Origin of the sequence: Providencia sp. (assembly GCF_052096715.1) — a bacterium.
GTDB lineage: Bacteria > Pseudomonadota > Gammaproteobacteria > Enterobacterales > Enterobacteriaceae > Providencia.
The window spans coordinates 1-19,517 of sequence record NZ_JBQDNB010000029.1; the positions used below are offsets into that span (position 1 = coordinate 1).

Annotated in this window: 14 protein-coding genes; 12 read left to right on the plus strand and 2 right to left on the minus strand. The window is 40.0% G+C overall.

Annotated elements, in window-relative coordinates; all coding sequences use genetic code 11:
- Positions 1-1,407: 1,407 nt before the first annotated feature.
- Complete coding sequence (mlaA, locus tag ACTH6U_RS17690; protein WP_294108084.1) at positions 1,408-2,160, plus strand: phospholipid-binding lipoprotein MlaA; 753 nt, start codon at positions 1,408-1,410, stop codon at positions 2,158-2,160.
- Between the two features lie 127 nt (positions 2,161-2,287).
- Here mlaA and fadL read toward each other — a convergent pair whose 3' ends face one another.
- The gene (gene fadL, locus ACTH6U_RS17695; protein WP_441832799.1) at positions 2,288-3,538 is read right to left on the minus strand and encodes a long-chain fatty acid transporter FadL; all 1,251 of its coding nucleotides are present in this window, start codon (positions 3,536-3,538) and stop codon (positions 2,288-2,290) included.
- Between the two features lie 355 nt (positions 3,539-3,893).
- Here fadL and ACTH6U_RS17700 point away from each other — a divergent pair, with 355 nt between their 5' ends.
- The 4 genes from ACTH6U_RS17700 to sixA all read left to right on the plus strand — a co-directional run bounded on the left by ACTH6U_RS17700 (position 3,894) and on the right by sixA (position 8,783).
- Complete coding sequence (locus ACTH6U_RS17700) at positions 3,894-4,190, plus strand: YfcZ/YiiS family protein (RefSeq protein WP_441832800.1); 297 nt, start codon at positions 3,894-3,896, stop codon at positions 4,188-4,190.
- Between the two features lie 258 nt (positions 4,191-4,448).
- A complete protein-coding gene (gene fadI / locus ACTH6U_RS17705; protein WP_434719190.1) occupies positions 4,449-5,768 on the plus strand; it encodes an acetyl-CoA C-acyltransferase FadI in 1,320 nt (439 codons plus the stop codon).
- Between the two features lie 41 nt (positions 5,769-5,809).
- On the plus strand, positions 5,810-7,972 hold the full coding sequence (gene fadJ / locus ACTH6U_RS17710; RefSeq protein WP_441832819.1) for a fatty acid oxidation complex subunit alpha FadJ: 2,163 nt from the start codon (positions 5,810-5,812) through the stop codon (positions 7,970-7,972).
- Between the two features lie 322 nt (positions 7,973-8,294).
- Positions 8,295-8,783, plus strand: coding sequence for a phosphohistidine phosphatase SixA (gene sixA, locus ACTH6U_RS17715; protein WP_441830007.1), 489 nt, complete (start codon positions 8,295-8,297; stop codon positions 8,781-8,783).
- 44 nt (positions 8,784-8,827) lie between these two features.
- Here the strand turns inward: sixA and smrB are convergent, their stop codons facing one another.
- Positions 8,828-9,370, minus strand: coding sequence for an endonuclease SmrB (gene smrB / locus ACTH6U_RS17720; protein ID WP_434719189.1), 543 nt, complete (start codon positions 9,368-9,370; stop codon positions 8,828-8,830).
- Positions 9,371-9,596: 226 nt separating this feature from the next.
- Here smrB and hutI point away from each other — a divergent pair, with 226 nt between their 5' ends.
- The 7 genes from hutI (at position 9,597) to aroC (ending at position 19,481) form a co-directional block, all read left to right on the plus strand.
- Positions 9,597-10,835, plus strand: coding sequence for an imidazolonepropionase (gene hutI / locus ACTH6U_RS17725; protein WP_441832801.1), 1,239 nt, complete (start codon positions 9,597-9,599; stop codon positions 10,833-10,835).
- Positions 10,836-11,107: 272 nt separating this feature from the next.
- On the plus strand, positions 11,108-11,839 hold the full coding sequence (gene hutC / locus ACTH6U_RS17730; protein WP_441832802.1) for a histidine utilization repressor: 732 nt from the start codon (positions 11,108-11,110) through the stop codon (positions 11,837-11,839).
- Positions 11,840-12,237: 398 nt separating this feature from the next.
- Entirely contained in the window at positions 12,238-13,917 is a 1,680-nt protein-coding gene (gene hutU, locus ACTH6U_RS17735) for a urocanate hydratase (protein ID WP_294107933.1), read from the plus strand.
- A 12-nt stretch (positions 13,918-13,929) separates the two neighbouring features.
- Positions 13,930-15,462 carry a histidine ammonia-lyase gene (hutH, locus tag ACTH6U_RS17740; protein WP_294350270.1) on the plus strand — a complete coding sequence of 511 codons (1,533 nt, stop codon included), beginning with the start codon at positions 13,930-13,932 and terminating at the stop codon, positions 15,460-15,462.
- A gap of 215 nt (positions 15,463-15,677) precedes the next feature.
- Positions 15,678-17,069, plus strand: coding sequence for an amino acid permease (locus ACTH6U_RS17745; protein WP_294107937.1), 1,392 nt, complete (start codon positions 15,678-15,680; stop codon positions 17,067-17,069).
- A 201-nt stretch (positions 17,070-17,270) separates the two neighbouring features.
- Entirely contained in the window at positions 17,271-18,203 is a 933-nt protein-coding gene (prmB, locus tag ACTH6U_RS17750; RefSeq protein ID WP_441832803.1) for a 50S ribosomal protein L3 N(5)-glutamine methyltransferase, read from the plus strand.
- Between the two features lie 189 nt (positions 18,204-18,392).
- Positions 18,393-19,481 carry a chorismate synthase gene (gene aroC, locus ACTH6U_RS17755; RefSeq protein WP_441832804.1) on the plus strand — a complete coding sequence of 363 codons (1,089 nt, stop codon included), beginning with the start codon at positions 18,393-18,395 and terminating at the stop codon, positions 19,479-19,481.
- Positions 19,482-19,517 lie beyond the last annotated feature (36 nt).

Here is a 19,517-nt window from a genome sequence, read left to right on the forward strand (position 1 = left end):
AAGAGGCTGAGCGTATTGCTGAGGAAGTTGAAAGGGCAGAGCAGGAAGCGGCAGAGCGCAAACAATATGGTCTTGGTGAGGGTGAGATATTGCTTTAAATGGCAAAAGCCGCTGTAACAGGCGGCAATCTCTGAATTAAGTTAATGCGATAATCCTATCATTAAATTTCTTCTCAGCTTTGACTAGATTATCACTCAAAAAATTCAGTATTGCAGTTTCCTTTTTAGTATCACGTACTAAATCGTTTATCTGTAATTGAGTAATGAAATCATTAATAGTCAGCTTCATATCTACAATTTGAGTACAGTAAAAAACGTATATGTACGATTGCTCTAAATGAGTTGGTTCTTTATTTTCATTGATGCAATTTAGTGCAAGTAAAAGCAATTGAGTTGTGTTCATGTGACCTCTGAGTTGAGGTCATATTTTATTTGAACGTGATGAGGGGGTATATCAGGATTGGTCGTAAAAGTAGTAATTACGATTGAGATGGGTTGTGGCAAGCTGTGCCAAAATTGTGACACAAAAATGAGAGAGATTTTGGGGTTGCTTTTTAGGTTGTGTACATAATAGTGTACTTTGCCTAGTGCTTGAGTTAATTAAAACTCAATAAATTCAATCTGTTGATTGTTTTATTAACTATATCCATTTAACTAAGGGGACATAAATGCGAAATGGCAAGCAGAGTGGGGCATTTTACTGGTCACATCTAATTGAATCAAGTTGTTACGCTAAAATTCTTCTGTTTATACTAAAAAAAGTATTTTTTAGGTTGTTTTTTATTCAAAAATGGGACTGAACGGTTGATTATGTCATGTAATGGTTAGCTGAAAAACATATAAAAAACAGTTAATTATTAATTTTTTGAATCGTGAGTGACTAAATCATTATATCAATGACACTATATGAATAATTAGTGAGTGATTATTCTTATTGTTTGTTGATAGTTAAGTTTTTTTAAACCGTGATACGTTATCTATTATGAAAATAGCGCATAAAAAGACACATTGTTCTATTCGGTAATAAAGTGAATTAATAGACTGGTTTTTGATGAAATCAATTGGTTAATTTATTGATTTTCTTTAGATATTTGCTGGATGATTAGTAATGTCAGATAATGAGAATAATATCGCTTTTTTCATCGCCATGGATACCTCTGTTTAGTAACTTATTGATAAATAATCATAATTAATATTATGATACATATTAATATGTTGTGCTATTTTTGTACTTATTAGTCATTATTCTTATAATAAATATATAATTAAATAGGTTATAATTAGTAGATATGGATTGTTGGATCACTCAAAACGATTAACAAATAATTCTATTTGGCTTTATTATAAAACACATAAGTTAAAACTGTGGAAAGTACCGAGGCTGGTGGTACAGGGAATGGAGAGGATGATGAAGTTTCGAATGACTAGCGTTTTTCTTGCTGGGGTGCTAATAGCTGGCTGTGCTAGTTCTATTGATCCTGTAACGCAAGAACGTTCAGACCCGCTGGAAGGTTTTAACCGAGCCATGTTCAACTTTAACTACAACGTCTTAGACCCTTATGTCTTGAGGCCTGTAGCTGTTGCTTGGAAAGACTATGTCCCAATGCCAGCTCGAAATGGATTAACTAACTTCTTTGTTAACCTTGAAGAGCCTGCGAGTATGCTTAACAGTTTTGCTCGTGGTGAAGTGACCCAAGGGTTTAAACATTTTAATCGCTTTTTCCTCAATACCGTATTTGGTATGGGTGGGTTGATTGATGTCGCTTCAATGGCAAACCCACAACTAGCGAAAGAAGAGCCTAAGCGCTTTGGTAATACACTTGGTTACTATGACGTTGGTTATGGTCCTTACGTTGTCTTACCCGGCTATGGAAGTGCTACAGTGCGTGAACAAGGGGGCGACCTTGTTGATGGACTCTATCCGATGCTGAGCTATTTAACTTTTTGGATGTCAGCCGGTAAATGGGCACTTGAAGGAATAGAAACGCGTTCTAGACTGTTAGACTCCGATGGTTTACTCAGAAATTCATCTGACCCATATTTAATGTTGCGTGAGGCTTATTTCCAACGTAATGATTTCCTCGCTAATGGCGGAGTATTAGAAGCGGTTGAAAATCCGAATGCAGCGGCGATTCAAGGGGATTTAGATTCTATAGATTAATAATATAATAGAGTGAGACTGTATTACTCTGTTGTATTCAAACATCATGTAATGTGCAGTGAATGATATCAGGGGATAATTTCCCCTGATATAGCAATGAATAAAGCCTACTGTAGTGGCTAATATCTTAGAATGTATAGTTAAAGTTCACGCCATATAGCCACGCAGAACCTTCAGATTTAAAGTGTGTCATTGTAGCTGGGCTATCTTCTTTAAGTCTTTCATTAATATTAACTTTTTTACCATACATATAAGCAATGCCGACATCGACAGACGCATTTTCATTAAAGGCGTAAGTTGAACCCGCACTTAACCAGTAACGGTCTTGATCAGGAATTGAGATTGAACGATATTTAGCTGGAACTGGGCTTTCGTCGTAGGCAATACCCGTACGGAAGGTCCAATTATCATCATAGAAATAGGTAGTACCTAGCGCTAAGCGCCAAGCATCTTTAAAGTGCTCAGGTTTGTGGAATAATTCCTTTCCATTGCTTTTTTGATAAGCCGTTAACTCTTTAAACGTACTCCATCCAGTATAGGCCGCAGTATAATGTACAGCCCACTGTGGCGCGACTTTATGATAGCCAGAAAATTCCCAGACATCAGGTAAGTTAAGGTCTAATTTTCCTTTAACGGTACTACCAGATAATGGTGGTAGATCACTTGAGAATTTACCCTCTTCAAATTTGACTTTTACCTTTGAGCGGTAAGTGAAACTTAAACGGTTATCTTGGTTAATTTCATACAAAATGCCAGCATTCCAGCCATAACCCCAATCATCACCTTTAAGTTTAGCCGCTGTTGTACTTGGTCTTGAAGGAGAGGCAGCACCGAGGTGACGAGTAATTTCAGCATCAGCATAGACTGCATTAGCGCCTAGTCCAAAACTAAAATTATCATTAAGACGATAAGCACCACTTAAGTTCAAGTTAACTGTTTTTAGGTCAGTTTTACCACCAGCAAGGCCGCCTGCATAATCTTTACTAAAATCAGTAGCGAGACCAAAGTTAGTGGTCATCGATGTACCCACAGCCCATTTATCATTGATTGGGAAGATAAAATGCGCATTTGGAACAAGGGCATTCGGTGCGATGTTATTGGCTGTAAACATGTCATTGTCGCGGCCTTTAATATCAACCGTTGGGTCAATATAAACTGCGCCGACTGAAAGTGCTGGGCGGTCGAATAACATCATTGCCGCAGGGTTACGGCTCCCTTCACTTGCGTTATCGCCAACTGCGCCTGCTCCCGAAAATGCACGTCCTAATGCAGAAGTGGAATATTCATTAAGCAAAAAACCAGCTGCACTTGCGTTGGAGGAGATAATTGCCACTGCTATTGCTAAAGCTGATCGATTAAACAGGTTTTTCTGGCTCATGACCAAAACCCTCTTGTATGTTTTATTTAAATAAAGCGACTTCTTATCGCAAGAAGCGCAGAATTGTAGGGTCGGATGTCGTTATGACAAATCAGACCAGTTACTAGAGTATAGGTCTGACCACCTAATATGTTGCAAGTATGTTTTGTGTTTATTGTGACCTTGTTTTCAAAAATGCGATGTATTTAACAAAATTACAACATAAAACCAAGATTAAAGTACAATAAAAGACCATGTACGGGGTCAGATCAAACTTATGTTGGATTGTTTGCAATAAATATTGATGCACACTGGTTTTTACTACTTTTTCAGCGTTATGATAGCCACTTAACAGTTTGTTTATTTGGAGAGTACGATGACTGATGCGATTAACCGTTGTAGTGCGGAAGAAACAGCTGCTTGCTGTTGTGTTGATGTAGGTACAGTCTTAGATAATAAAGACTGCACAGCATCGTATCAGCATGTTTTCGCAACACAAGGTGAGGCAGATTCCATGTTGAAAACACTCACAGATAAAGCGAAATCTGTTGAGTCAGAACCTTGTGTAATTACCCATTCCTTCAAGGCTGTTGAAGGTGGTGTTGAACTCACTGCTGATTTTAATTTTGCTTGTGAAGCAGAAAGTCTGATTTTTCAGTTAGGACTTCGTTAATCAAACGATTGAATTGCCGCTAATAACCCTTTTATCAATTCAGATCCCCAGATAAAAGGGTTTTTTATATCCCCTTTCTTAATAATTTCTTACCTCTATTTTTATTTCACTTTAAGTTGCGTGCGAGCTCCCATTTTTCATTAACGCTATTTGATAATTGTGAAGATTATGTTAACAATCAGTACAGGTCAGACCTCTGCGGGTCAGTATTGAAGAAAACAATTTTAATTTTCATTTTTTCTTTTAGCGGGAGCGCCCATGAATCAACTTTCCCAACATGGCGAAAGCACTTATACAGCAAAGGAACGAATCGCTATTGTTAGCGGATTACGTTTGCCTTTCGCAAAACAAGCGACTGCTTATCAAGGGATTGCTGCCGTTGATTTAGGTAAGGCAGTTGTCGCTGAGCTGTTATGTCGTAGTGATTTAGATAAATCTTTGATTGAACAATTAGTGTTTGGGCAAGTTGTGCAGATGCCAGAAGCGCCAAATATCGCCAGAGAAATTGTGTTGGGCACGGGTATGAGCGTATCAACCGATGCTTATAGTGTCTCTAGAGCCTGTGCAACCAGTTTCCAAGCCATTGTTAATGTGGCTCAAAGTATGATGGTTGGTGATATTTCAATCGGTATTGCTGGCGGAGCAGATTCATCCTCGGTACTGCCTATTGGTGTTTCAAAGAAATTAGCCGCGACATTATTATCGTTAAGTAAAGCGAGAAGTCTTGGGCAAAAGTTATCTTTAATTTCAAAATTAGGCTTAAAAGATTTATTGCCTGTTGCGCCAGGTGTGGCTGAATATTCTACTGGATTGCGAATGGGCGATACTGCCGAGCAGATGGCAAAAAGTTATCATATTAGTCGAGAAGAGCAAGATGAATTAGCGCATCGCTCACACATACTTGCGGCCAAAGCTTGGGATAGCGGGGTGTTGGAGTCAGAAGTCATGACGGCTTATATGCCACCATTTAAGCAAGCTTTTTCTCAAGATAATACAATAAGAGGCAATTCAGTTTTATCTTCCTATGCGAAATTAAAACCGGCTTTTGACCGTAAACATGGAAGTGTGACCGCAGCAAATAGTACACCGCTTACTGATGGTGCTGCTGCGGTATTGATGATGACAGAATCGAGAGCAAAAGCACTTGGCTATACACCGCTAGGTTACATCCGAAGCTATGCCTTTTCTGCCATTGATGTGTGGGAAGATATGCTGCTAGGCCCTTCCTACGCGACGCCAATTGCATTAAAACGCGCAGGGCTGACACTGCAAGATTTAACTTTGATTGATATGCATGAAGCATTTGCAGCTCAAACATTGGCAAACGTTCAAATGTTTTCAAGCCACAAGTTTGCTCAAGAGAAACTTGGGTTAACACAAGCGATTGGTGACATCGATATGGATAAATTTAATGTATTAGGTGGTTCAATCGCTTATGGGCATCCATTTGCTGCTACGGGAGCCCGCATGGTAACGCAAACATTAAATGAGCTGCGCCGGCGTGGTGGTGGTTTTGGGTTAACAACGGCTTGCGCTGCGGGTGGTTTAGGTGCAGCGATGATCTTGGAGGTGGAATAATGAAACAACATTCTGCTATAGAGGTTGAAACTGCTAGTGAAATGGATACAAAAGCTAGTCAACCCGCGTTTAGATTAGAAATTTACAACGAAAATGTCGGAGTGATTTTCATTGACGTGCCAAATGAAAAAGTGAACACGCTGAAAGCGGAGTTTGCAGAGCAATTTTTGGCTATTTTACAGCAGGCACAATCAACCTCGGGTCTTAAAGGCTTGGTTATTACATCGGGTAAAAAAGATAATTTTATCGCCGGTGCTGATATCAGCATGATTGCTAACTGTGAAAATAAAGAGCAAGCAAGTGAACTTTCAAAAGAAGGGCATTTACTGTTTGATAAAATAGATAATTATCCACTCCCTATTATTGCCGCAATTCATGGTGCTTGCCTTGGTGGTGGATTAGAACTGGCGCTGGCTTGCCATGCAAGAATTTGTTCAAACGACGAAAAAACTCGATTAGGTTTGCCTGAAGTACAATTAGGTTTATTACCGGGGTCAGGTGGTACGCAGCGTCTACCTCGCTTAATCGGTATTCCTCATGCACTTGATTTAATGCTAACGGGTCGGCAATTAAGAGCAAAACAGGCACTAAAAATAGGTTTAGTTGATGATGTTGTACCTGAATCCATTTTATTAGATGTGGCTGTGCAGTTGGCTAAAAAAGGTGGTGTAAAGAGACCTGTTATTCATTGGCAACAGCGCTTATTGAGTAGCAAGCTATTGCGTAATCAGGTGTTTAATAGTGCAAAACAAAAAGCACTTAGTAAAACGAAAGGCCACTATCCGGCACCGGATAAAATTATTCAAGTTGTTAAAACTGGTATGAATAACGGGGCGAAAGCGGGCTATGCCCAAGAAGCTAAAGCGTTTGGCGAGTTAGTAATGACTCCTGAATCTGCCGCATTACGCAGTTTATTTTTTGCCGTGACTTCTCTTAAAAATGAAACAGGTTCTAAAGCAAAACCGATAAATATTCAGCAAGTTGGTGTTCTTGGCGGTGGCTTGATGGGCGGTGGAATTGCGTATATCAGTGCTTCCCAAGGAAAATTGCCTGTTCGTATTAAAGATATTTCGGATAAAGGCGTGGCTCAGGCATTACGTTATAGCTGGGATCTGCTCACTCAACGAGTATCAAAAAGGCGATTACTTGCTCGTGAAAGAGCGGCAATAATGTCGAAAATATCGGGAACTGTGAATTACCAAGGTTTTGAAAAAGCAGATATTGTTGTTGAGGCAGTTTTTGAAGATTTAGCATTGAAGCAAAAAATGGTCGCTGAAATAGAACAAATATCCGATGGGAAGACTATTTTTGCCTCAAATACATCGTCATTACCTATTCATCAAATTGCTGCACAAGCTAAATACCCTGAAAAAATTATTGGTCTGCATTATTTTAGTCCTGTAGATAAAATGCCGTTGGTGGAAGTTATTCCTCATAAACATACAGATGACACGACAATTGCCACTGTAGTTGCTTTTGCTAAGCGTCAAGGTAAAACGGCGATTGTGGTTGGTGATGATGCTGGATTTTATGTGAACCGAATATTAGCGCCTTATTTATGTGAGGCAACTCAATGCCTTGTACAGGGTGAGTCGATTGAACATATCGATAGTGCATTGGTCAGTTTCGGTTTTCCTGTTGGTCCCTTTAATTTACTCGATGAAGTCGGGATTGATGTAGGCACCAAAATATTACCTATTCTTGTTGCGCGTTTTGGCGATAGATTTAAGGCACCAGAAGCTTTAGACAAAGTGATTAATGACGACAGGAAAGGAAAAAAGAATGGCCGAGGTTTTTATGAGTACGGCCATACAAGTTCAAAACTGTTATTTTGGAAAAAGGCACCAAAACGGCAGGTGGATAAACGAATTTACGCATTAATTGGTGTTCAACCTGATAATAAATTGAGTAAAACAGATATTGCACAGCGCTGTGTCATGTTGATGTTAAATGAAGCGGCACGTTGTTTAGATGAAAAAATTATTCGCAGTGCAAGAGATGGCGACATCGGTGCGGTCTTTGGTATTGGTTTTCCGCCATTTTTTGGTGGTCCTTTTAGGTATATGGATAGTTTAGGTATTGCTAAAACAGTGGAGACAATGCAAGCCTTAGCTAAAAGCCACGGTGAAAAATTTTCACCTTGTGATTTATTGTGTCAAATGGCTAAAGATAACCAAACCTTTTATCCCACTCAGCGTGAATAAGTCGGGTTATAGCCAATAAGCTTGCTATTTTAGTTTCAGTGGAAAACCTGATACCCTAGTGCATTCATTTGTTACATTCACTTGGGTTATCAGGTTTTTTTTGTGATGTTTTTTCGAGTAAAAGTCTAGTTTAGCCGTAAGTGTAAAATACTGACGAAAGATATTAATAAAAAATTTCAGCAAAAAACAATGCAAGTCATTTTATTTATCTGTGGTTTATTGCAGAATCAGGTTTCACCCCAACTGATGGTGACTTTTACAACAATTATCTTAACAAAAAGAATAGCCATTCATTTAGGATTGGCTACCCAGATGGTGGATTATGCAAGTTTATATTATGCGTCATGGTGATGCGGCGATACAGGCTCCCAGTGATTCTGCAAGACCATTAACCCAAAAGGGAAGAGATGAGTCTGCATTAATGGCACAGTGGTTAAATCATCATGAGCCACAGATTGATATCGATAAAGTGTTAGTTAGTCCTTATTTACGAGCAGAACAAACCTTACAAGTCATCAGGGATAACCTTGAATTACCAACGCAAATGCAGGTGATGGAGGAGTTAACACCTGGAGGGCATGCAGAATTTGTCGCCGATCATATTCGTGATTTAGCAACGTTGGGCGCTAATGCAGTTTTGGTGGTTTCTCATTTACCCTTGGTGGGATATTTGGTTTCGGAGTTGTGTCCACATAAAGAACCTCCGATGTTTACGACATCAACTATCGCTTGCATTAATCTCAACATGGAACAGTTGAAAAGTAATGTTGAATGGATGCTAAGTCCTTCACAAGTGATGTTTGCAAAATAACTCATATACTTAAGTTATGATGCAAACTTATCGATAAAGAGTGCTTAACGACGAGCGCTCTCGATGGTTTCAATTAACAATAAAAGTGCTGCATTACCCCCCCATTCTTTGGGTGCTTGATGAAAAGCAATGATATCTGGATGCTGCGCAAGCCATAGTGGCGTCTGCTGCTTCAATATATGCTTCCCATGTCCATGCATAATGCAGGCACAATATACATTTTCTCTTTTACAGGCTGCAATGAGTGCGCCGATTTCTTTTTTTGCTTCCATCTGCGTTAGCCCATGCAAATCAAGAAAAAGCTCAGGGGTGTAATCGCCTCTGCGTAATTTTTTGAGTTCATAGGGGTTTGAATCAGGCTTTAAATAACGAGTTGGACCTTCATCTTCAAGTTGTGGCTGAAACTCATCTGAAAAATAAAAAGAAGCATCAACTTGTTCTTGCATCACTTTTTTGCTGGATGGCTTCGTGACTTTAGCGCGAATAGGTGCATGTAAAATCTGATCTTGGCGGATCTTTTTTGCACCAGTAATTGCTTCTTTGAATAGATGAATATCTTCATCTTTCAGTCCAAATTTGTTTTTCATCGTGTTTTAATTAGTTATTTTTAGATTGATATGACTTTCTGTAGTGTAACCTATTTTCCGTTTAAACGGTCACAATTGAATAATATCCATGTTGTGTAACAAATTTATAACTATTTGACTTGTTATATATTGACAAGAGATGGTTTCTTAGTCTAATTGTATATACATATATATACTTTTATTTGTGAAGCTGACAAATATCGCCTTAATAGTAATAGGAAATTCAATGTCATTTATAGCTCAATTTCAAGATGTTGTATGGCGCAATGGCCGCATTGCTACAATGAATACTGATTTAACAACTGCTTATGGGTTAGTCGAAGGTCATGACTTGATTGTTCGTGATAATAAAATTATGGCAATACTGCCTAGTGATACCGTTGACACAAATGGATGTCAGGTTATTGATATTGAGGGACGGTTGGTCACACCGGGATTGATTGATTGCCATACGCATTTAGTGTTTGGTGGTGATAGAGCTGCTGAGTGGGAGCAGCGAATGAATGGCGTTTCGTATGAAACAATTAGTGCGCAAGGTGGCGGTATTAATTCTACAGTGCGATCAACAAGGCAATTAGATGAAGATGCATTATTTCGTGCATCACAGCCAAGGCTAGAGGCGTTAATCCGAGAAGGTGTGACGACTATCGAAATGAAATCAGGTTATGGCCTTGATTTTGACAGTGAAGAAAAACAACTGTTAGTCGCGAAAAGATTATCTGCGGTTTATCCTATTACAGTGAGCTCGACGTTATTATCTGCCCATACCGTTCCACCTGAGTACAAAGGCAAGCCAGATGAATATATTGATTTTATTTGCCATACCATAATGCCTCAATTATGGGAAAAAGGGCTTTTTGAATCTGTCGATGTATTTTGCGAGAGCGTTGGTTTTTCACTTGATCAAAGTAAGAAATTATTTTTAGCGGCGCAAAAATTAGGGATCCCAGTTAAAGGTCATATGGAACAATTATCGAATCTGGGCGGTAGCGAATTAGTGGCGAGCTTTAAAGGACTATCTGTCGATCATATCGAGTATCTTGATTTGGATGGTATTAAAGCATTAAAAGAGAGCGGTACAGTTGCCGTTTTATTACCGGGGGCATTCTATTTTTTACGCGAAACTAAATTGCCACCCATTGAGCTATTGCGCGAACATCAAATACCCATGGCGGTTTCTACTGATTTTAACCCAGGAACCAGTCCGTTTGCATCTTTACGAATGATAATGAATATGGCGGCGGTGCTATTTAGATTAACACCAGAAGAAATTTGGTCTGGGGTAACTTGTCATGCTGCAAAAGCGCTTGGACGTGAACATAGTCATGGACAGCTAAAAGCAGGTTTTCAAGCAGACTTTGTGGTGTGGAATGCTCACGAACCTGTTGAAATGATTTATGAACAAGGCAGTAACCCTCTGTATATGCGAGTGCATCAAGGGACGATTACGCATCATAATAAATAACATTAAAAAAGAGACTAATGGCACGAATTATCGTGATAATTAATAAAGTTCTTATTGCTGCGGGTTAGGATCATGTTCAATATATGCAGTAACACTTTTCTATAAATAAATACTCAATGGGGCTTAGTTTTATTTAATACCATTGAGTAGCATTTTTTTATTAACGACTGTCAGGATGATTAGGAACCGAAAGTAGTGAAGTAGCCTGTGTTTAAGGTTTGAATATCTTAGAGGCAGGTTTGGCCATCTTGTTGACTAAACTGGAAATAACTGTGACAGCCGATAAAAAAGAGAAATCAGCCACACCAATCCCATTATATTTGCAGGTAAAGCATTTGATTACTGAGAAAATAGTGACGGGTGAATGGCAGGTAAATGACCGAGTTCCCTCTGAATCTGAATTAGTTATTCAATTTCAATGTAGTCGAATGACCGCAAATCGTGCTTTACGTGAATTAACAGCACAAGGTCTGCTTATCCGATTACAAGGCGTGGGAACTTTTGTTGCTGAACCAAAAGGGCAGTCTGCATTATTTGAAATTCACAGTATTGAATCTGAAATTGTTGCGAGAAAGCATCGGTATAGCTGTAAGATTATTAAGTTAGAGCAAGTTACGGCCTCTGCTGCATTGGCGCAAGAATTGAATATATTGTCAGGCAACATTGTTTTTCATTCTGTTATTGTGCATCTTGAAAATGATGTTCCAGTACAAATAGAAGATCGGTATGTTAATGCATTAGCCGCACCTGACTATTTAGAACAAAATTTTTTATCCATCACCCCTCACGATTATCTTTCCCAAGTAGCACCTTTAACCCAGGGTGAACATATTGTCGAAGCGGTGGAAGCGGATGAGCGCTCTGCTAGGTTATTACATATTGATGCAGGGTCTTCATGTTTGCTGATTACACGTCGAACATGGTCACAAGCTTTCACGGTTACGAGTACAAAATTATTGTTTCCCGGTCATCGTTATAAATTAAAAGGTCGTTTTTCTTCCTAAATACCCCTTTAAATATCTTTTTATACAGCAAAGTGGTTAATGAATTATGCCCATTATTTTCCACTTTTATCCGCTAAAACTTCCCGTCATATTTTGATTGAATCACTAAAACTAATTGTTTTCTCCTTAAGTTAAATTGCATTGAATGTGAATTGACTGTGAATGAAATGTGACTTGGCAGGCAAATTCAGAAGAAATAAATTGCCCTGCAAGTGTATAAAAATATTTTATCTGCATGATATTTATTGGAAATAATTATATTTATTATTATTTCACCTAATTTAGTTGTTAAAAAACTAATTGATAGTACATGTATATACAACTATATCTATATGGAGACCGAATCAGAATAAATGACGCTGTCAGTACCAGCGACGTAATAGCAAAAGGATATAAAAGTGACAGAACTCAATAATAAATATAGAAATGTCGAAATTAGATCTCCACGAGGAAATACACTTAATGCAAAAAGCTGGCTGACAGAAGCGCCTTTACGCATGTTGATGAATAACCTTGATCCTGATGTTGCAGAAAATCCACATGAATTAGTGGTTTATGGCGGAATTGGCCGTGCTGCACGTAACTGGCAATGCTATGACCAAATTGTTGAATCGCTTAAAAAATTGGAAAGTGATGAAACTTTGTTGGTTCAATCAGGAAAGCCTGTTGGTGTTTTTAAAACCCATGAAAATGCACCTCGCGTACTCATTGCTAACTCAAATCTCGTGCCACATTGGGCTACTTGGGAACATTTTAATGAGCTCGATGCTAAAGGGTTGGCAATGTATGGCCAAATGACAGCAGGTAGCTGGATTTACATTGGTAGCCAAGGGATTGTCCAAGGAACTTACGAAACTTTTGTTGAGGCAGGTCGCCAACATTTTAATGGTGATTTAACCGGACGCTGGGTGCTAACCGCTGGCCTTGGTGGGATGGGTGGTGCTCAACCACTAGCCGCAACTTTAGCCGGCGCTTGTTCGCTCAATATTGAATGCCAGCAAAACAGCATCGATTTTCGTTTAAGAACGAAATATGTGGATGAGCAAGCGACTAGCCTTGATGATGCCTTAGCCCGTATCCAAAAATACACCTCAGAAGGTAAAGCGGTTTCTATTGCTTTGTGTGCCAATGCGGCAGAGGTTTTACCTGAATTAGTAAGACGTGGCGTTAAACCTGACATGGTCACAGACCAAACCAGCGCTCATGACCCGCTTAATGGCTATCTACCTATAGGCATGAGTTGGGATGAGTATCGTGAGCAAAGCGTGAAAGATCCGAAAGGAACTGCACTTGCCGCCAAAAAATCGATGGCTGAGCATGTAAAAGCTATGTTGGCCTTTAAGCAACAGGGTATTCCAACGTTTGACTATGGTAATAATATTCGTCAAATGGCACTTGAAATGGGCGTAGAAAATGCGTTTGATTTCCCTGGATTCGTACCTGCCTACATTCGTCCACTATTTTGTCGTGGTGTTGGACCTTTTCGTTGGGTTGCGCTTTCAGGCGATCCTGAAGATATCTACAAAACTGATGCAAAAGTGAAAGAATTACTTTCTGATGATAAGCACTTACATCGCTGGTTGGATATGGCGCGTGAGCGTATTAGTTTTCAAGGGCTGCCAGCGCGCATTTGTTGGGTTGGTTTAGGCGATAGAGCAAAACTCGGTTTAGCGTTTAATGAAATGGTCAGAAGTGGTGAAGTTTCTGCACCAATCGTTATTGGGCGCGATCATTTAGATTCAGGCTCTGTTGCAAGTCCAAACCGTGAAACAGAATCAATGAAAGATGGCTCTGATGCGGTTTCAGATTGGCCACTACTCAATGCATTGTTAAATACCGCAAGTGGGGCGACATGGGTTTCTCTGCATCATGGTGGCGGTGTTGGTATGGGCTTCTCTCAACATTCGGGCGTCGTTATTGTTTGTGATGGTACTGATGAAGCTGCTGCACGTATTGCTCGCGTTTTGCATAATGACCCGGCGACTGGGGTGATGCGCCATGCGGATGCAGGATATGACATTGCCATTAAATGCGCACAAGAAAAAAATCTTAATTTACCTATGCTAAAAACACGTTAAGGGGTGCCACCGATGACTAAATTAACTATTCACCCAGGAAAAATGACACTCGACGATTTGCGCAATGTTTTTGAGCATTCAGTCACTATCTCGCTAGATAAACGTTCTCATACTGCGATTGAAAAAAGTGTTGCTACCGTAAATCAGATTATTGCTGAAGATAAAACGGCCTATGGCATCAATACTGGATTTGGGTTACTGGCGAATACCCGTATTGCCACCAAAGATTTGCAATCATTACAACGGTCAATCGTGATGTCCCATGCCGCAGGTGTGGGCGAGCCATTAGAAGATGAAATAGTTCGATTGATAATGGTACTTAAAGTAAACAGTCTTGCTCGTGGTTTTTCAGGTATTCGCCTTGAGGTGATTAATGCTTTAATTGCGATGGTAAATGCGGAAGTTTATCCATTCATACCAGCCAAGGGTTCTGTAGGGGCATCAGGTGATTTAGCTCCGCTTGCTCATATGAGTTTGATTTTATTAGGTGAAGGTAAAGCTCGTTTCCAAGGAAAATGGATCTCAGCGAAAAAAGCATTAGAAAAAGCTGGATTGTCACCATTAAAACTAGAGGCGAAAGAAGGACTCGCGCTGCTAAATGGTACTCAGGTGTCAACGGCATTTGCACTTAAAGGATTATTTGAGGCTGAAAATCTACTCCTTTCTGGCATTGTTTGTGGTGCATTGAGTGTTGAAGCAACTTTGGGTTCTCGTAAACCTTTCGATGCACGAGTTCAAGAGGTTCGCGGTCAAAAAGGGCAAATTGATGTCGCGGCATTGTTCCGTGAAGTCTTGACGTCAAATAGCGAACTATCTCATTCCCATGAAAATTGTATTAAGGTGCAAGACCCTTACTCTTTGCGTTGTCAGCCACAGGTCATGGGTGCTTGTTTAACTCAAATTCGCCAAGCTGCAGAAGTTATTCTTATTGAGTCAAATGCAGTGTCAGATAATCCATTGGTATTTACTGACAATGGCGACATTATTTCAGGTGGAAACTTCCATGCGGAGCCTGTGGCGATGGCATCGGATAATCTTGCCCTTGCATTTGCTGAAATTGGCGCGCTATCGGAAAGACGTATTGCGTTATTGATGGATACGCATATGTCTCAGTTACCACCATTTTTAGTGAATAACGGCGGCGTAAACTCAGGCTTTATGATTGCACAAGTGACAGCAGCAGCGCTTGCGAGTGAAAATAAAGCCCTAGCGCATCCTTCAAGTGTTGATAGCTTACCGACGTCAGCGAATCAGGAAGACCATGTTTCTATGGCGCCTGCCGCAGGCCGTCGCTTGTGGGAAATGGCCAAAAATGTAACCGGTATTTTAGCCATCGAATGGCTATCTGCTTGCCAAGGAATGGATTTTCGTGAAGGGCTAAAATCGAGTGAAGTCCTAGAAAAAGCGCGATCAACACTGCGTAATCAGGTCGCGTATTACGATAAAGATCGCTACTTTGCACCCGACATTGAAGCTGCGATTGAATTGATTAATCAACATAAATTATCAACATTGTTTTCTACAGGGACAATCTTCCCTAAATAGCATATCAAGCAAAGAAAAGGCAGCCGGCGACGTATCGGCTGCCCGAAGTATTTATACCCGTTATACTTCAAGTTGCATGCTTGTGGACTTCTTTTAGCTGCCTGAATTGCATTCTAGAGCATGCTTATCCAGATAGCTTCATCTGTCGCCTACATGTAGCCTGAATTATTTTGTGTATATCTGCAAGACTAATAAAATAATATGAAGGATAAATCATGCAAAGCACATCACAACTTGCACGCGGGCTTTCTGCGCGTCATATACGATTTATGGCTTTAGGTGCTGCAATCGGTACGGGGCTATTTTATGGTTCAGCAAAAGCAATACAAACAGCAGGTCCGGCGGTACTGCTTGCCTATATAATTGGTGGCGCGGCTGTTTTTATGGTGATGCGTGCTTTAGGTGAAATGGCGGTTCATAGCCCACTTGCAGGCTCTTTCTCACAATATGCAAGCCATTACTTAGGGCCTAGAGCCGGTTTTTTCACGGGCTGGACTTACGTTTTTGAAATGCTGATTGTTTGTCTGGCAGATGTGACCGCATTTGGTTTCTATATGAAGCTATGGTTCCCTGATGTTGCACAGTGGATATGGGTTTTAAGTATTATCTGCTTTATTGGTGCAATTAACCTTTGCCATGTGAAAACGTTTGGTGAAATGGAGTTTTGGTTATCGCTGATTAAAATTGTCGCTATCATCGCGATGATAGTTGGCGGTGCGGCAATTATGATGTTTGGTTTTGGTGTCTCAGCAGACCATGCTGTGGGTGTTTCGAACCTATTTATTCACGATGGATTTATGCCAAATGGAATAGGTGGGGTGATAGCCTCCTTTGCCGTGGTGATGTTTGCGTTCGGTGGAATAGAAGTGATTGGGATCACGGCCAGCGAAGCAAAAAATCCTGATGTGACTATCCCTAGAGCTATCAATGCTGTTCCTATTCGTATCTTATTATTCTATGTGTTGACCTTATTTGTCCTGATGTGTATTTATCCTTGGAACCAAATTGGTCAGCAAGGTAGCCCGTTTGTTCAAATTTTTGATAGTTTAGGTATTCAATCTGCGGCTAATATTTTAAATGTCGTGGTAATAACCGCCGCAATATCTGCGATTAATAGTGATATTTTTGGTGCAGGACGCATGATGTATGGCATGGCTCATGAAGGACAGGCACCTAAAGTATTTACTAAGTTAACTAAGAATGGTGTGCCTTGGATGACTGTGTTAGTCATGGTTGCAGTCTTATTAATTGGTGTTGTTTTAAATTACTTAATCCCTGAAAGTGTTTTCTTAGTGATTGCATCTATTGCAACCTTTGCCACTATTTGGGTTTGGTTGATGATTTTGCTCTCTCAGTTTGCGATGCGCAAAAAAATGACGCCAGAAGAAGTTAAACAGATAAAATTCCCTGTGCCTATGTGGCCTGTCGCACCGATTATTGCGATTGTATTCATGTTATTTATTTTTGGTGTGCTGGGTTATTTTGAAGATACGCGTATAGCATTGTATGTTGGAATTATATGGCTGGTACTTTTGAGTATCGCTTATACCTTATGGGTAAAAAAAACCGTTAAACAAACGGAAGTGCTTGTACAAAATGAAAGTTAAAAACACAATATAATTAATCATGAAATAATGCCTTCGGTGAAGACCGAGGGCATTACTAAGACAAAATATCATTCAAATAGCCCTTCTTGAGCATGTTCATCTTTATTTTATTGTATTAATCTGCTGATTTGTCTCTCACTTCGTGGCAAACTTTAACCATTCAAATATTACCTTTCAATAGACCGACTGGAGAATCCCTTTTTGGAAAAGATTTTCGTTGATGAAGCTGTAGCAGAACTTCACACTATTCAGGACATTTTACGTTGGACAATGAGCCGCTTTAATGCTGCCAATGTTTATTATGGTCACGGTACTGATAACGCATGGGATGAAGCGCTACAACTGGTGCTACCTACTCTTTACTTACCGCTCGACTTACCCGATGAGCTCCTCACATCGCGTCTAACGCCAACAGAACGTCATCGTATTATTGAGCGTGTATTACGTCGTATTAATGATCGCATACCCGTGGCCTATTTAACGAATCGCTCGTGGTTCTGTGGTCATGAATTTTATGTGGATGAGCGTGTATTAATTCCTCGTTCACCTATTGCTGAGTTAATTAACAACCATTTTGTGGGTTTATTATCGGATGAGCCGCAAAATATTTTAGACTTATGTACGGGGAGTGCGTGTATTGCGATTGCTTGTGCTTATGAATTTCCTGATGCAGAAGTGGATGCGGTTGATATTTCTGCGGATGTACTAGCCGTTGCTGAGCAAAATATTGCTAATCACGGCTTAGAGCACCGCGTTATACCAATGCGCTCTGATTTATTCAGAGATATGCCTGATATCAAATATGATTTGATTGTCACTAATCCGCCTTATGTTGATGCGGAAGATATGGCCGATCTACCTGAAGAATTCCGTGTTGAGCCTGAATTCGCACTTGCAGCAGGCAGTGATGGTTTAAAATTGACTCGTCGTATTTTAGCTAATGCGCCACGTTTTCTGACGGAAGAGGGGGTTTTGATCTGCGAAGTCGGAAACAGCATGGTGCATTTAGTTGAACAGTACCCAGAAGTTCCCTTCATTTGGCTTGATTTTGAATACGGTGGAGAAGGTGTATTCATGTTGACGCGTGAGCAACTTGTTGAACATCACGGGCTTTTTGACTTGTATATTGACTAATTAGTAAACTCATTATATTCAAGTTTCAGCTTTGTTTATCGTGCACATTTGTGCGAACTACATATTATGTATACCTTGCTGTTGCTTGAGTTATTGAGAGAATAGTTGCACTGTTTCATAGAATAATGTAATCAAATACAACATCGTATATTAATAATATAAGCATAGACTTAAAATAGGAAACTCGGGATGGCTGGAAATTCAATAGGGCAACTTTTTCGTGTTACAACATTTGGTGAATCTCATGGATTGGCATTAGGTTGTATTATCGATGGGGTACCGCCGGGGTTATCGCTGACTGAGGCAGATTTACAAGTCGATTTAGACCGTCGTCGCCCTGGTACATCACGTTACACCACAGCGCGCCGAGAACCTGACCAAGTAAAAATATTGTCAGGAGTTTTTAATGGCATCACGACAGGAACTAGCATTGGTTTATTGATTGAAAATACCGATCAACGTTCGCAAGATTATGGTTCAATTAAAGATGTTTTCAGACCTGGGCACGCCGATTATACCTATGAGCAAAAATATGGTCAGCGCGATTACCGTGGTGGTGGACGTTCATCTGCCCGTGAAACGGCGATGCGAGTTGCTGCTGGTGCAGTTGCTAAAAAATATCTACAAGAAAAGTTAGGCATTCAAATTCGTGGTTGTTTGACTCAAATGGGTTCCATTGAATGCGAAATCAAAGATTGGTCAATTGTCGAAGAAAATCCATTTTTCTGCCCAGATCCGACTAAGCTTGATGCCCTTGATGAATTGCTGCGTGGATTGAAAAAAGAAGGTGATTCTATTGGCGCTAAAGTCACTGTTATCGCTGAAAATGTTCCCGCAGGACTAGGTGAACCCGTATTTGATCGCTTAGATGCCGATCTTGCTCATGCCTTAATGAGTATTAATGCGGTGAAAGGCGTTGAAATTGGTGATGGCTTCGGTGTTATTAGCTTGAAAGGCAGTGAAAATCGCGATGAAATTACTCAACATGGTTTTACTTCAAATCATGCTGGGGGGATTTTAGGTGGTATCAGTAGCAGCCAGCCTATCGTGGCGCATATTGCGATGAAACCGACATCAAGCATTACTGTTTCAGGTAAAACACTTAATCGTGATGGTGAAGAAGTGGAAATGATCACCAAAGGTCGTCATGACCCATGTGTAGGTATACGTGCAGTACCTATTGCAGAAGCTATGATGGCGATTGTATTGATGGATCATTACTTACGTCATCGTGGGCAGTGTGCTGATGTAATCCCAACAATGAAGCCTTTTGTATAACTTATTATATTTTATCTGATTTATGATATATCGGTA